The organism is Bradyrhizobium sp. (assembly GCF_030693485.1).
Classification (GTDB): Bacteria; Pseudomonadota; Alphaproteobacteria; order Rhizobiales; family Xanthobacteraceae; genus Bradyrhizobium.
In genome coordinates this window covers 1-14,152 of sequence record NZ_JAUYAN010000051.1, presented here as the reverse complement: position 1 = coordinate 14,152, position 14,152 = coordinate 1, and the positions used below count along the sequence as shown (strand labels likewise).

Genomic DNA, 14,152 nt, shown 5'->3' with positions numbered 1-14,152 from the left:
GCCGCGGGCCGCCGCCAAGAGCTTCTCCTTCAGGCCGCCGATCGGCAGCACGCGGCCTCGCAGCGTGATCTCACCGGTCATGGCGACATCGTGCCGGACCGGGATGCCGGTCATGATGGAGACGATCGCAGTCGCCATCGCAACGCCGGCCGACGGTCCGTCCTTCGGGGTCGCCCCCTCCGGCACGTGGACGTGGATGTCGCGGCGGTCGAACAGCGGCGGCTCGATGCCGAAGCCGACGGCGCGCGAGCGGACATAGGATGCCGCCGCCGAAATCGACTCCTTCATCACGTCGCGCAGATTGCCCGTCACCGTCATCTTGCCCTTGCCGGGCATCATGACGCCTTCGATCGTGAGCAGTTCGCCGCCGACATCGGTCCAGGCGAGGCCCGTGACGATACCGACCTGAGGCTCGCTCTCGATCTCGCCGTAGCGGTACTTCGGCACGCCGAGAAACTCCTCGAGGGATTTCTCGGTGACCTTCACCGTCTTCTTCTTCGACATCATGAGTTCCTTCACCGCCTTGCGGGCCAGTGTCGAAAGCTCACGTTCGAGGTTGCGCACGCCCGCTTCGCGGGTGTAGCGGCGGATCATCAAGAGCAAGGCGTCGTCGTCGATCGACCATTCCTTGGAATCCAGCCCGTGCTTTGAGATCGCGTTCGGGATCAGATGCTTGCGGGCGATCTCGACCTTCTCGTTCTCGGTGTAGCCGGCGATCCGGATGATCTCCATGCGGTCCATCAGCGGGCCCGGAATATTCAGCGTATTCGCGGTCGTGATGAACATCACGTTGGAGAGATCGTAGTCGACCTCAAGATAGTGATCGGCAAAGGTGCCGTTCTGTTCGGGGTCCAGCACCTCGAGCAAAGCCGACGACGGATCGCCGCGGAAATCGGCGCCCATCTTGTCGATCTCGTCCAGCAGGAACAGCGGGTTCGAGGTCTTGGCCTTGCGCATCGACTGGATGATCTTGCCGGGCATCGAGCCGATATAGGTGCGGCGGTGACCGCGGATCTCCGCTTCATCGCGCACGCCGCCGAGCGAAACGCGCACGAATTCGCGTCCCGTCGCCTTGGCGATGGACTTGCCGAGCGAGGTCTTGCCGACGCCGGGAGGCCCGACCAGGCACAGGATCGGTCCGGTCAGCTTGTTGGCGCGGGACTGCACCGCGAGATACTCGACGATGCGGTCCTTGACCTTCTCCAGCCCGTAATGGTCGTTGTCGAGCACGGCCTGTGCGGCGACCAGATCCTTCTTGACCTTGGACTTCTTGTTCCACGGGATCGACAGCAGCCAGTCGAGATAGTTGCGCACGACGGTGGCTTCCGCGGACATCGGCGACATCTGGCGCAGCTTCTTCAGCTCGTGCTGCGCCTTCTCGCGGGCTTCCTTGGACAGCTTGGTCTTGGCAATCTTCTCTTCCAGATCGGCCAGCTCGTCGCGGCCTTCGTCGTCGCCGAGCTCCTTCTGGATCGCCTTCATCTGCTCGTTGAGATAATATTCGCGCTGGGTCTTCTCCATCTGGCGCTTGACGCGCGAGCGGATGCGCTTCTCGACCTGCAGCACCGAGATCTCGCTCTCCATCAGGCCGAGCACCTTTTCCAGGCGCGCGGTGACGGACAACGTCTCCAGGATGCCCTGGCGATCGGCGATCTTGACGGCGAGATGCGAGGCCACGGTGTCGCCGAGCTTGGCGAAATCGGTGATGGCCTGCACCACGCCGACGACTTCGGCGGAGATCTTCTTGTTGAGCTTCACATAGCTCTCGAAATCGGACACGACCGAGCGCGCCAGGGCTTCCGCCTCGACGGACGTGGCGTCGGTGTCGGCGAGCGCCATTGCGGTCGCTTCGTAGTACTCGGCTCGGTCGGAATATTTCTGGACCTTGGCGCGCTCAAGCCCCTCGACCAGCACCTTGACGGTGCCGTCGGGCAATTTGAGCAGCTGCAACACGCTGGCGAGCGTGCCGGTTTCATAGATCGAATCCGGGTTCGGATCGTCGTCCGACGCGTTCTTCTGGGTCGCGAGCATGATCAGCGCGTCATTCTTCATGACTTCTTCGAGCGCCCGGATCGATTTCTCGCGGCCGACGAACAGCGGCACGATCATGTGCGGGAACACCACGATGTCGCGCAGCGGCAGCACCGGATAGGAGTGGCTTTCGCCGTGAACGATAGATGGCCGGGGTTTGGGGGGCGTCATGGCCTGTTCCTTTTGTTGTGCCCCCTTGCACGCAGTCCGCGATCTTGCGCAACCACCACAAGGTGCCTGTAAATTCCGGCTCGGATGACCGCGTCGCGGCCCTCGTCTTCCGGATCGTGATCGGCGAATCCTACGGTCAGGTTCTCATCGCCGAGAGCATTAGGTGGCTATCGGCCATGGGGGTGTCAAGTCGCTGGAAAGAGCCCGCCAATCGGGGCCAACGCGGATAAAAGCCTACGCAACAGCGGCCGCCGGATACGGCGGCCGACGCTTACGAAACCTTGATCCGACAGCAAGCGGACGCGCACTCAGGCGCTGGCGCTGCTCTCGACGGCGCGATCGGAACGATCGGCATAGATGTAAAGCGGGCGAGCGGTTCCCTCGACGACTTCGCGCGAGATCACGACCTCTTCGACGCCTTCCAGACCCGGGAGATCGAACATGGTCTCCAGCAGGATGCTTTCGAGAATCGAGCGCAGGCCGCGCGCGCCGGTCTTGCGTTCGATCGCCTTGCGGGCGACCGCGCCAAGCGCCTCGTCGGCGAAGGTGAGCTCGATATTCTCCATTTCGAACAGCCGCTGATACTGCTTCACCAGCGCGTTCTTCGGATCGGTCAGGATCTTCTTCAGCGAAGCCTCGTCGAGATCCTCCAGCGTCGCGACCACCGGCAGGCGGCCGACGAATTCCGGAATCAGGCCGTACTTCAGGAGATCCTCGGGCTCGACGTGACGGAAGATCTCGCCGGTGCGGCGGTCTTCCGGCGCCAGCACCTGGGCCGCGAAGCCGATCGAGGTCGAGCGTCCGCGGGCGGAGATGATCTTCTCCAGCCCGGAGAAGGCGCCGCCGCAGATGAACAGGATGTTGGTGGTGTCGACCTGCAGGAACTCCTGCTGCGGATGCTTGCGGCCGCCCTGCGGCGGCACGGAAGCGACCGTGCCTTCCATGATCTTCAGCAGCGCCTGCTGCACGCCCTCGCCCGAGACGTCACGGGTGATCGAGGGGTTGTCGGACTTGCGGCTGATCTTGTCGATTTCGTCGATATAGACGATGCCGCGCTGCGCGCGCTCGACATTGTAGTCGGCCGACTGCAGCAGCTTCAGGATGATGTTCTCGACGTCCTCGCCGACATAGCCGGCTTCGGTCAGCGTGGTCGCATCCGCCATCGTGAACGGCACGTCGAGAATCCGCGCCAGCGTCTGCGCCAGCAGCGTCTTGCCCGAGCCGGTCGGACCGATCAGCAGGATGTTCGACTTCGCGAGTTCGACGTCGTTGTGCTTGGTCTGGTGATTGAGCCGCTTGTAGTGATTGTGGACGGCGACCGAGAGCACCTTCTTGGCGTGGCTCTGGCCGATCACGTAATCGTCGAGGACCTTGCAGATTTCCTTCGGGGTCGGGATGCCGTCGCGCGACTTCACCAGCGAGGATTTGTTTTCCTCCCGGATGATGTCCATGCACAGCTCAACGCATTCGTCGCAGATGAATACGGTGGGACCCGCGATCAGTTTGCGAACTTCATGCTGGCTCTTGCCACAGAACGAGCAATACAGCGTGTTCTTGGAGTCGCTCGTGCCGACCTTACTCATTCTTATCTCCGTCCGCCGTTCGATCTCGTCCGCTCGATCGCCCCATTCCGGCACTTAGCCGGCGCAAGTTCTAGATAGAGCAAAATCCGTACCAAAAAAGACCCTAGCTTCAGATACCGCACGAATCGCGGCCAACTCGAATCCCCTGCAAACCTTAACCTATCCCAGCTAGCCAACCATGGTCGCACCCGACTATCAAGAATTCGCTAATCGCCGGGCCGGTCGATCCCCGTTACAATACCGTGATTTGCGGCTTTCACGCGAGGCGGGCCTGTCGAAATCATCCGGGCGTTGCGCGATTGCCACGCCGCCAAACCGGCACGAAAGCGGAACCTGCAGCCCATTAGGGGCACAAATGTCCCGCCAGCGGCCGAATTTGGCCGCTGGCGACCGGTATGAGCTGGAAACAACGCGCGGCTCCGGACAACTACGAGCCTTCCACGGAATCTTCTCAGGGAGTCTTCTCAGGGAGTCTTGGCCGCTACCTCTTCCTGGCGCTTGTCGATCACCTTGTCGACAATGCCGAAGTCGCGGGCCATCTCGGCGGTAAGGAACTTGTCGCGTTCCAGCGCATCCTCGATCGCCTTGAAGGTCTGTCCGGTGTGCTTGACGTAGATTTCGTTGAGCCGCTTCTTCAGGTTCAGGATTTCCTGGGCGTGCAGCATGATGTCGGTGGCCTGGCCCTGGAAGCCGCCGGAGGGCTGGTGCACCATGATGCGCGAATTCGGCAGCGAGAAGCGCATGTCCTTGTGGCCGGCGGCCAGCAGCAGCGAACCCATCGACGCCGCCTGACCGGTGCAAAGCGTCGAAACCGGCGGGCGGATGAACTGCATGGTGTCGTAGATCGCCAGGCCCGAGGTCACCACGCCGCCGGGCGAGTTGATGTACATCGAGATTTCCTTCTTCGGATTCTCGGCCTCGAGGAACAGCAGCTGCGCGACCACCAGCGTCGACATGCCGTCCTCGACCGGTCCGGTCAGGAAAATGATGCGTTCTTTCAGCAGGCGCGAAAAGATGTCGTAGGCGCGTTCGCCACGGTTGGTCTGTTCGACCACCATCGGCACGAGTTGCATGTAGGTTTCGACCGGATCGCGCATTAATCACCCAAGGTTTTGGAGGCGGACATCCATCAGCAAGACGGCAGTGAAACATTGCCTGATGTGGACGAACGTCCCGTGATGCAGGACTTATTAAAGGACATCTCAGACACGACTTGGCTCAGATATGGGCCAAATCCCCGGTAACAAGACCGGGTCAGAAGCGAGCGGAATTGGGTGCAGTTGAAGCTGATTCGCGCGACCGGGCATAGCGACGGATGCCGTCGCCATGCCGGTTTCGCGCCTCAACCTTAACGCCGGACTGACGGATGTCTCAGGTCAGGCCGCGCTCTTTTCCGCGTCGTCGTCCTTGTAAAGGTCCTCGCGGGTGACCTTTTTCTCGGTCACGTTGGCCAATTCGAGGATGAAATCGACCACCTTGTCCTCGTAGATCGGTGCACGAAGCTGGGCGAGCGCGTTGGTATTGCTGCGATAGTAGTCCCAGACTTCCTTCTCGCGGCCGGGCATCTGGCGCGCGCGCTCGATCACCGCGCGGCTGACTTCGTCGTCGGTGACCGTGATCTTGTTCTTCTCGCCGATCTCGGACAGCACCAGGCCGAGCCGGACCCTTCGGTCGGCGATCTTCTGGTATTCTTCCCTGGCGGCCTCTTCGGTGGTGTCTTCGTCGGCGAAGGTCTTGCCGCCGGACTCCATCTCGGCCTTGATCGAGTTCCACATCAAGTTGAACTCTTCCTCGACCAGCGACGGCGGCGCCTCGAAGCGGTGGGCTTCGTCGAGCCGGTCCAGCAGCATGCGCTTGACCTTCTGACGGGTTGCGCCGGCGAATTCGGCCACCAGCCGCTCGCGCGCGGCTTCCTTCAGCTTGTCGAGGGATTCGAGACCGAGCGTCTTGGCGAACTCGTCATCGACGACGCTGTCCTGCGGCGATTCGATCGCGGTCGCGGTGGTCTCGAACTCGGCGGCCTGGCCGGCCAGCTTCTCGCTGGCGTAGTTCTTCGGAAATGAGACCTTCAGGGTGCGGGTTTCGCCGGTGGCGATGCCGATCAACTGCTCCTCGAAGCCGGGAATGAACTGCCCGGCGCCGATCACGACCTGGATGCCCTCGCCGGTGCCGCCCTCGAACGGCACGCCGTCGATGCTGCCCTTGAAGGAGATCGTGGCCCGATCGCCGGTCTCGGCGGTGGCGCCCTCGGCCTTGGCGGCGTAGGGCCGGTTCTGGTCGGCAATGCGCTTGATGGCTTCATCGACATCGGCGTCGGTGACTTCAACGACCGGCTTCTCGACCGAAAAGCTCTTGAAATCGGCCAGCGCGATCGCGGGCACCACCTCGATCGAGACGGTGTAGGTGAGATCGGATTTGCCCGACAGGATGTCCTCGACCTCCTTGGCCTCGGTGGGCATCGTGATCTTGGGTTCGGTGGCAAGACGGAACCCGCGATCGGTAAAGATCTGCGTGTTGGTCTCGCGGATGGTCTGGTCGATGGTCTCGGCCATCACGGAGCGGCCATAGACCTTCTTGAGATGACTCACCGGCACCTTGCCCGGACGAAAGCCGTTGAGTTTGACCTTGTCCTTGAGCTCCACCAGCTTGACGTCCGCCTTGGCATCGAGATCCGATGCGGGAACGCTGATCTGGAATTCGTGCTTCAAGCCCTCGGCGAGGGTTTCTGTGACCTGCATGGCGTCAATCTTCTTCCCGCTTGGTCCGGCCTCCGCGGCACGGACATTGTCAATCTGGTCGCGCAAGGCTTCAAAACCTGCGCCGGTGGTTCGGCGGCCCCATCTCGTCAGGGGAATGCACCCCTTCGGAGACAGGTCCTCCAGCAATCCTGTGCAAACGCTGTCAGCGCTTGGTGCGGGCGGAGGGACTCGAACCCCCACAACTTTCGTCACTGGAACCTAAATCCAGCGCGTCTACCAATTCCGCCACGCCCGCTGTTAGCATCTCGTTCGGCCGCGATGCGCGGGCGGCGGGCTTATAACATGGGCGCACCGGTTCGCAGCAAAAAAATGGCCGTTTTCGAGCCTTCAGGACGTAGCTGCGGCGGCTGGACTTCTCAAGCCAAAAATGGTCCGGATCGGCGCCATGGCAGATCGCATTTTCCGGCTGGACCGACGTGACCTCCTGGCCGGCCTGGGGGCGACCGCCCTTGCCCCGGCCTTGCCTTCGATCGCGGCGGCCCAGGCGCGACCGACGCTGGCGCTGCAGGCCAAAGCGAGCGTCATCGCCTTGCGTCCGGGCGCGCCGGCGACGCCGATCTGGACGCTGGAGGGAGCCGCTTTCAGGTTCAAGCGCGGCGAAACGCTGGAGGTCACGCTCGCAAACGGGCTTCCGGTTCCGGCCGTCGCCAGCTGGCGCGGGCTTGATGGGGTCCCCGCCGCCGAACCGCTGGCCACGCGGGCGCCGCTGGCATCCGCCGCCAGGGAAACGCTAGTGATTCCCTTGCGTCACGCCGGAACATTCCTGTGTGACCTTCGCCTGCTCGGCGACGGTCAGGCCCGGCCATCGCGCGCCTTGCCGCTGATCGTCAGCGAGAGCGAGCCGGTGGCGGTCGATCGCGACGAGGTATTGCTGATCGAGGACTGGCGGCTGCGCCCGGACGGGTCCGCGATCGCGCCCGGACTCGATCCCGGGGACACGGTGCCTGCCTACACCATCAACGGGCTGGCCGTGCTCGACATCCCCGCCCGCGTCCACCAGCGGCTGCGGCTTCGCTTCATCAATGGCTGCCAACGCACGACCATTGCTGTCAAAATCGAGAACCACGATGTCCGGGTGATGGCGCTCGACGGCCAGCCGGCCGAGCCGTTCCTGGCCCGCGGCGGTGCGCTGGTGCTGGCGCCGGGAACCCGGATCGATGCCTTTGTCGATGCGACGGCGGCGCCGGGCACGAATTCATCGATCCTGCTGCATGACGGCAAGGACGCCCGCCCGATCGCCCGGCTGGTCACGTCGGCGGAGCCTGCGCTCCGGGCCGGGCCGCTCCCTGCCGCCCTCCCGCTGCCCTCCAATGGCCTGCCAGCCCGGCTCGATCTCAAGAGCGCGTTGCGGGTCGATCTTTCGCTCGGCGGACCGCCAGCCGATTGGGTGACCCCGGCAAATTTTGCGATCTCCGCCGCGCCTGCGTTCCGCGCCAAGGCCGGCCGCATCGTGGTGCTGGCGCTGACCAACCGCGCCGCCATCCCGACCGTATTCCATCTCCATGGCCATCACTTCCGCCTGCTCGACCGGCTCGACGACGGCTGGAAGCCGTTCTGGCTGGATACGCTGGCGATCGATCCCGGGCAGACCCAGCGGATCGCCTTTGCCGCCGAATTCGCCGGCCGCTGGCTGATCGAATCCGTCGCAACCGATTGGGCGGCGCCCCGCCTTGTGCGATGGTACAGTGTCGAGTGAGGAAACCAGCATGAGCCAAACCAGTCTCACCATTCGCAGCGTCAGGGCCCGCGCCGTCGTCGCGCCGATCAGCCGGCCGGTCAAAAACGCCTTCGGCGTGATCGAGGCAGCGCCGCTGGTGCTGATCGATGTGGTGACCGATCAGGGCGTTACCGGGCACTCCTACATCTTCGCCTACGCCCCGCTGACGTTGAAACCGCTGGTGCTGATGATCGAGGAGATCGGCCGCGACCTCGCCGGCAAGGCGATCGCGCCGTTCGACCTGATGGCGGCGATGGACGCCAGGTTCCGCCTGCTCGGCTGGCAGGGCCTGGTCGGCATGGCGGTGTCCGGCCTCGACATGGCGTTCTGGGACGCGCTGGGCCAGGCGGCGGGCCAGCCGCTGGCCACGCTGCTCGGCGGCTCGCCGCGGCCGATCCGGGCCTATGACAGTTACGGCGTGGTCGATCCCAAGGCCGACGCTGGGGACCTCAAGCGTTCGCTCGATCAAGGTTTTGCCGGCATCAAGATCAAGGGCGGCGACGGCGACGCCGCCAATGACGAGCGGGTGGTCAAAGGCGTTCGCAAGCTGATCGGCCCCGACATCGCGCTGATGATCGACTTCAACCAGTCGCTCGATCCCGCGGAGGCCATCAGCCGTATCGAACGTCTGGCTCCCTACGACCTGCACTGGATCGAGGAACCCGTCGCGCAGGAAAACCTGTTCGGCCATGCCAGGGTCCGGGAGATGTCCCCGACCCCGATCCAGGCCGGCGAGAACTGGTGGTTTCCGCGCGGCTTTGCCGAAGCGATCGCGGTCGGCGCTTCCGATTTCATCATGCCCGATCTGATGAAGTGCGGCGGCGTCACAGGGTGGCTGCGTATCGCCGGACAGGCCGAAGCGGCTTCAATCCCGATGTCCAGCCACCTGTTTGCCGAAGCCAGTGCCCACATGCTGGCGGTGACGCCGACGGCGCATTGGCTCGAGGTTCTGGACCTCGCCCGCGCCGTTCTGGCCGAACCGATCAGGATCGTCGACGGCGCCCTGACCGCGCGCGGCCCCGGCCTTGGGCTGAATTGGGACGAAGCTGCGGTGAAAAAATATCTGGTGTGAAGCGCCCCTTTTCAGGGGCCTCTGCAAAAATCTCGAAAACAACCCCATGTACAGTAAACGCCCGGCCCACCGTCCCCCTCAATACTCGATCCCGAACTCGTCATAGAGCCTGCGGAACACCGCCGGCAGCACTTCCGGCAGGTCTTCGGCGATCAGCCCCGGGCCTGCCTCGCGCGCGGCCTCGCCATGCATCCAGGCGCCGATCGAGGCGGCCTCGAAGGCCGGCACGCCTTGCGCCAGCATTGCCCCGATCATTCCCGCCAGCACATCGCCGGCGCCGGCGGTGGCGAGCCAGGGCGGCGCGTTGGAGGCAATGGTGGCGCGCCCGTCGGGCGAGGCCACCACGGTATCCGCTCCCTTCAGCAGCACCACGGCGCCGCTGCGTTCGGCGGCGGCCCGCACCCGTTCCAGTTTCGAGCGATTGGGATGCTTGTTGCTGATATCGCTGAACAACCGCGGAAATTCGCCTTCATGCGGCGTCAGCACCACTTCAACTCCATGCGAAGCGTTAATGGCTTCAAACAAGCGATCGGGCGCGGCCGCAAAGCTGGTCAGCGCATCGGCGTCGAGCACGAGGCTGCGCTGCGCCGACAGCGCGGTGAGGACGAAATCGCTGGTACGGTCGCCCACGCCGGCACCCGGACCGATCACGACGGCGTTGAGGCGGCGGTCGGTCAGCAACGCCGCGAACTCGACCACGCTGTCGATGGCCTGGACCATCACGGCCGTCAGTGCCGCTGCGTTGACGGCCAGGGCATCCCGGGGCGATGCCAGCGTCACCAGCCCGGCGCCGGCGCGCAGGCAGCCCCGCGCCGCCAGCCGCGCCGCACCGGTCGCGGCGATATCCCCCGACACCATCACCGCATGGCCGCGGGCGTATTTATGGCCGTCGATCCGCGGCACCGGAAACGATGGGCGCCAGGCTTGCGGCACGTTCTCGAAGGTCTGCGGCTTGATCTCGGCGAGCACGGCGGGGTCGATGCCGATATCGGCGACGCGCACCCGGCGGCCGGCATGCATCCGGCCCGGCAGCAACAGATGCGCCGGCTTGCGCCGGAAGAACGTCACCGTCTCGGTGGCGTTGACGGCGATGCCCATGACCAGGGCGGTGGTGCCGTTGATGCCGCTCGGCAGGTCGACGCTGAGAACCGGCGCGCCGTTGGCGTTGATGGCCTCGATCATCGCATAGGGTTCGCCCTCGACCGGCCGGTTGAGGCCGGCGCCGAACAGCGCGTCGATGATCAGCGCCGGCTTGCCAATCGCCTGCGGATTGAACGGCAGCACCGGAAACTTCCATCCCCTCGCCGCCGAGGCGGCATCGCCCTGCAAACTGTCCCGCTCGCACAACAGGATGACCGATACCTCGCGGCCGCGCGCCGCAAGCTCGGCCGCCGCCACAAAACCGTCGCCGCCATTATTGCCGGCGCCGGCGACCACCACGATCGGCCCTTCCTCAACCAGATCCATCGCGGCCTCGGCGACCGCTTGACCGGCGCTGAGCATCAGCGCGAAGCCGGGCGTGCCCGCGGCAATGGTCAGCCGATCGGCTCGCTCCATCTCGGCTGCGTTGAGAACTTCCATGCCGAATTCCCGATCCACGCGCCTCATCCTGAGGCAATCCCAGTCTCGCGCACACACTTGACCCGCACCGAATGCACACCGATTGACCTGTTTGCCTATTTAACAGGCTTCAGTATCATGGGCATACTGCTCCGGGCGCTGGTCCATGCCTGTTAAAAGTCTGATAACATTTCAAAATCAGGCACCGTCATAACTTGGCATAGACCCTGCTTTTGGGGAAGCCGGCTCTGATCGTCGTGCCGACCGCCAATGAACCAGTGCTGCGGAGACGCATGAGGGGCCGGAACAGACGATTGACCATTGCGCGCCACGCGCTTCGTGAAACAAACCTGCAGTCTGCAATATGGAAGTGCCCGGGAGGCGTTCAGTGAAAAAAATCGAAGCCATCATCAAGCCATTCAAGCTCGACGAGGTGAAGGAAGCGCTTCAGGAAGTCGGACTGCAGGGCATCACCGTTACCGAAGCCAAGGGCTTCGGGCGGCAAAAGGGCCACGCCGAGCTCTATCGCGGCGCCGAGTACATCGTGGACTTCCTGCCCAAGGTCAAAATCGAGATCGTGATCGGCGACGACCTGGTCGAGAAGGCGATCGACGCGATCCGGCGCGCCGCCCAGACCGGGCGGATCGGCGACGGCAAGATCTTCGTCTCCAACATCGAGGAAGCCATCCGCATCAGAACCGGCGAATCCGGGCTGGATGCCATCTGAATCGCGCCACTGATATTGTGTTGGGCTTGGCCCAATTGTATTGAGCATCACCGACGGTCGCTGCCCGCGGCCAGATCTCGTCGACCTGTCAGCCAAAAGGGGTAATTATGAAGACCGCCAAAGACGTCCTGAAATCGATCAAGGACAACGACGTCAAATACGTCGACCTGCGTTTCACCGATCCGCGCGGCAAGTGGCAGCATGTGACATTCGACATCAGCATGATCGACGAGGAAATCTTCGCCGAGGGCACGATGTTCGACGGCTCCTCGATCGCCGGCTGGAAGGCGATCAACGAATCCGACATGACCCTGATGCCCGATCCCGTCACCGCGACGATCGATCCGTTCTTCGCCGAAACCACCATGGTCATCACCTGCGACGTGCTGGAACCGAGCACCGGCGAGCCCTACAACCGCGACCCGCGCGGCATCGCCAAGAAGGCCGAAGCGATGGTCAAGTCGATGGGCATCGGCGACACCGTGTTCGTCGGACCGGAAGCGGAATTCTTCGTGTTCGACGACGTCCGCTACCAGACCACCCCCTACAACACCGGCTTCAAGCTGGATTCGTCGGAACTGCCCACTAACTCCGACACCGAATATGAGGGCGGCAACCTCGGCCACCGCATCCGCACCAAGGGCGGCTACTTCCCGGTCCCACCGCAGGACTCGGTGCAGGACATGCGCTCGGAAATGCTCGGCGCGATGGCCAAGATGGGCGTCAAGGTCGAGAAGCATCACCACGAAGTCGCCTCTGCCCAGCACGAACTCGGCATGAAGTTCGACACGCTGACGCTGATGGCCGACCAGATGCAGATCTACAAATATTGCATCCACCAGGTCGCGCACATCTATGGCAAGACCGCCACCTTCATGCCGAAGCCGGTCTATGGCGACAACGGCTCGGGCATGCACGTCCATCAGTCGATCTGGAAGGACGGCAAGCCTGTCTTCGCCGGCAACAAATACGCCGATCTCTCGGAGACCTGCCTGCACTACATCGGCGGCATCATCAAGCACGCCAAGGCCATCAACGCCTTCACCAACCCGTCGACCAACTCCTACAAGCGCCTGGTCCCCGGCTATGAAGCCCCCGTGCTGCTCGCCTACTCCGCGCGCAACCGTTCGGCCTCCTGCCGCATCCCCTACACCAACAATCCGAAGGCCAAGCGCGTCGAGGTGCGTTTCCCCGATCCGATGGCCAACCCCTACCTCGCCTTCGCCGCGATGGTGATGGCCGGCCTCGACGGCATCAAGAACAAGATCGATCCGGGTCCGGCGATGGACAAGGACCTCTACGACCTGCCGAAGGAAGAACTGAAGTCGATTCCGACGGTCTGCGGTTCGCTCCGCGAGGCGCTGGAAAATCTCGACAAGAACCGCGGCTTCCTCAAGGCCGGCGGTGTGTTCGACGACGACTTCATCGACAGCTTCATCGAACTGAAGATGACCGAAGTCGAGCGTTTTGAGATGACCCCGCATCCGGTCGAATTCGACATGTACTATTCGCAGTGATTCTTCGCGGGGCGCACCTGCCTCGCGGAAATGACGGCTCACGAAATGCGAAAGGCGCTCCGGTGGGGGCGCCCTTTGTTTTGGGAAACAGGGTGTGAAACCACGGATTCGGAGTGGTCAGTGGACGTCCGCTTTGGTGAGTTTCCTGACTTAAGTCGGACCTCTCGCGAGATCCGAAAAGTGCCCAACAGGGGACTCACGCACCGCAATAAATTGCAATGCTACCCCATCGTGATAGCGGCAGGTCCGAAGGTACCAACTGCAGACGCGATTCCACAAAATGGGTCGGTAAACGACGTTGTTGGCGCCCCTTCCCAATTTATCGTACGATTAACCTCGGGGGAAATTCGGCGTGGGGGAAGATCAAATAAGGGTCGAACGAAGGCTGGCGGCGATATTGGCCGCCGACGTTGCGGGCTATTCGCGCCTCATGGGGATCGATGAGGTGGGCACGGCCCGAAGCCTGCGCGAACATCGTGTCGTCTCCGACGCACTAATCGCCAAGCATGGCGGCCGTATCGTCAAGACCACGGGTGATGGCTTGTTGCTCGAGTTTGCCTCGGTCGTCGATGCAGTGGAATGCGCGGTGGCTGTACAGGGAGTCATGGATGAACGTAACGTCGGCGTACCACAGGACCTGCGCATGCTGTTTCGGATCGGGATCAACCTCGGCGACATCCTAATCGAGGGCGACGACATTCTCGGTGACGGCGTCAACGTCGCGGCACGACTTGAAGGTATCGCCGAGCCCGGAGGCATTTGCATCTCGGGTTCCGCCTACGATCAAGTTCGCGAAAAGGTCAAACTCAAGTTTTCCGATTTGGGCGAGCAAAGCCTCAAGAACATTGCCCGTCCAGTACGGGCTTATGCCGTGGTTCGGGACAACTTTGGCTTGGACCAGCAGGATAGCCGACTGAAACTGGGCCTGCCTCCGACCGCTCGTCTTTCGATCGTGGTGCTGCCCTTTGCCAACATCGGTGGCGATCCTGAGCAAGACTATTTCGCCGATGGCGTG

At 63.1% G+C, this 14,152-nt stretch carries 10 protein-coding genes and 1 tRNA gene; 5 read left to right on the top strand and 6 right to left on the bottom strand.

The features are described 5' to 3' along the window. The 5 genes from lon to Q8N40_RS04005 form a co-directional block, all read right to left on the bottom strand. Positions 1-2,202: endopeptidase La (gene lon / locus Q8N40_RS04025; RefSeq protein ID WP_305710885.1), on the bottom strand; the 2,202-nt coding region annotated here is incomplete at its 3' end. Between the two features lie 308 nt (positions 2,203-2,510). Then, on the bottom strand, positions 2,511-3,785 hold the full coding sequence (gene clpX / locus Q8N40_RS04020) for an ATP-dependent Clp protease ATP-binding subunit ClpX (RefSeq protein ID WP_027537232.1): 1,275 nt from the start codon (positions 3,783-3,785) through the stop codon (positions 2,511-2,513). Positions 3,786-4,249: 464 nt separating this feature from the next. Beyond that, positions 4,250-4,882: an ATP-dependent Clp protease proteolytic subunit gene (locus Q8N40_RS04015; RefSeq protein WP_305318782.1), complete on the bottom strand. Its 633-nt coding sequence runs from the start codon at positions 4,880-4,882 to the stop codon at positions 4,250-4,252. A 279-nt stretch (positions 4,883-5,161) separates the two neighbouring features. Further along, positions 5,162-6,523, bottom strand: a complete 1,362-nt coding sequence (gene tig, locus Q8N40_RS04010) for a trigger factor (RefSeq protein ID WP_305710884.1) — start codon at positions 6,521-6,523, stop codon at positions 5,162-5,164. A gap of 171 nt (positions 6,524-6,694) precedes the next feature. Beyond that, positions 6,695-6,779: transfer RNA gene (locus Q8N40_RS04005), tRNA-Leu, on the bottom strand. A 150-nt stretch (positions 6,780-6,929) separates the two neighbouring features. On the opposite strand from Q8N40_RS04005, the gene Q8N40_RS04000 reads away from it, so the two are divergent. Next, positions 6,930-8,240 carry a multicopper oxidase family protein gene (locus Q8N40_RS04000; protein WP_305710883.1) on the top strand — a complete coding sequence of 437 codons (1,311 nt, stop codon included), beginning with the start codon at positions 6,930-6,932 and terminating at the stop codon, positions 8,238-8,240. Between the two features lie 10 nt (positions 8,241-8,250). Next, positions 8,251-9,333: an enolase C-terminal domain-like protein gene (locus tag Q8N40_RS03995; protein WP_305710882.1), complete on the top strand. Its 1,083-nt coding sequence runs from the start codon at positions 8,251-8,253 to the stop codon at positions 9,331-9,333. Positions 9,334-9,411: 78 nt separating this feature from the next. Here Q8N40_RS03995 and Q8N40_RS03990 read toward each other — a convergent pair whose 3' ends face one another. Next, positions 9,412-10,914, bottom strand: coding sequence for an NAD(P)H-hydrate dehydratase (locus Q8N40_RS03990; RefSeq protein WP_305710881.1), 1,503 nt, complete (start codon positions 10,912-10,914; stop codon positions 9,412-9,414). A 367-nt stretch (positions 10,915-11,281) separates the two neighbouring features. On the opposite strand from Q8N40_RS03990, the gene Q8N40_RS03985 reads away from it, so the two are divergent. The 3 genes from Q8N40_RS03985 to Q8N40_RS03975 form a co-directional block, all read left to right on the top strand. Next, on the top strand, positions 11,282-11,620 hold the full coding sequence (locus tag Q8N40_RS03985) for a P-II family nitrogen regulator (protein ID WP_011441447.1): 339 nt from the start codon (positions 11,282-11,284) through the stop codon (positions 11,618-11,620). 107 nt (positions 11,621-11,727) lie between these two features. Next, positions 11,728-13,137, top strand: a complete 1,410-nt coding sequence (glnA, locus tag Q8N40_RS03980) for a type I glutamate--ammonia ligase (RefSeq protein WP_305318778.1) — start codon at positions 11,728-11,730, stop codon at positions 13,135-13,137. Between the two features lie 352 nt (positions 13,138-13,489). Next, positions 13,490-14,152 (top strand): adenylate/guanylate cyclase domain-containing protein (locus Q8N40_RS03975; protein ID WP_305710880.1); only part of this gene is annotated, 663 nt, incomplete at its 3' end.

What these genes read in the sequence shown, in the direction of transcription:
- clpX (WP_027537232.1), bottom strand. Translation starts at nt 3,785, where the DNA reads ATGAGTAAGGTCGGCACGAGCGACTCCAAGAACACGCTGTATTGCTCG.
- Q8N40_RS04015 (WP_305318782.1), bottom strand. Translation starts at nt 4,882, where the DNA reads ATGCGCGATCCGGTCGAAACCTACATGCAACTCGTGCCGATGGTGGTC.
- tig (WP_305710884.1), bottom strand. Translation starts at nt 6,523, where the DNA reads ATGCAGGTCACAGAAACCCTCGCCGAGGGCTTGAAGCACGAATTCCAG.
- Q8N40_RS04000 (WP_305710883.1), top strand. Translation starts at nt 6,930, where the DNA reads ATGGCAGATCGCATTTTCCGGCTGGACCGACGTGACCTCCTGGCCGGC.
- Q8N40_RS03995 (WP_305710882.1), top strand. Translation starts at nt 8,251, where the DNA reads ATGAGCCAAACCAGTCTCACCATTCGCAGCGTCAGGGCCCGCGCCGTC.
- Q8N40_RS03990 (WP_305710881.1), bottom strand. Translation starts at nt 10,914, where the DNA reads ATGGAAGTTCTCAACGCAGCCGAGATGGAGCGAGCCGATCGGCTGACC.
- glnA (WP_305318778.1), top strand. Translation starts at nt 11,728, where the DNA reads ATGAAGACCGCCAAAGACGTCCTGAAATCGATCAAGGACAACGACGTC.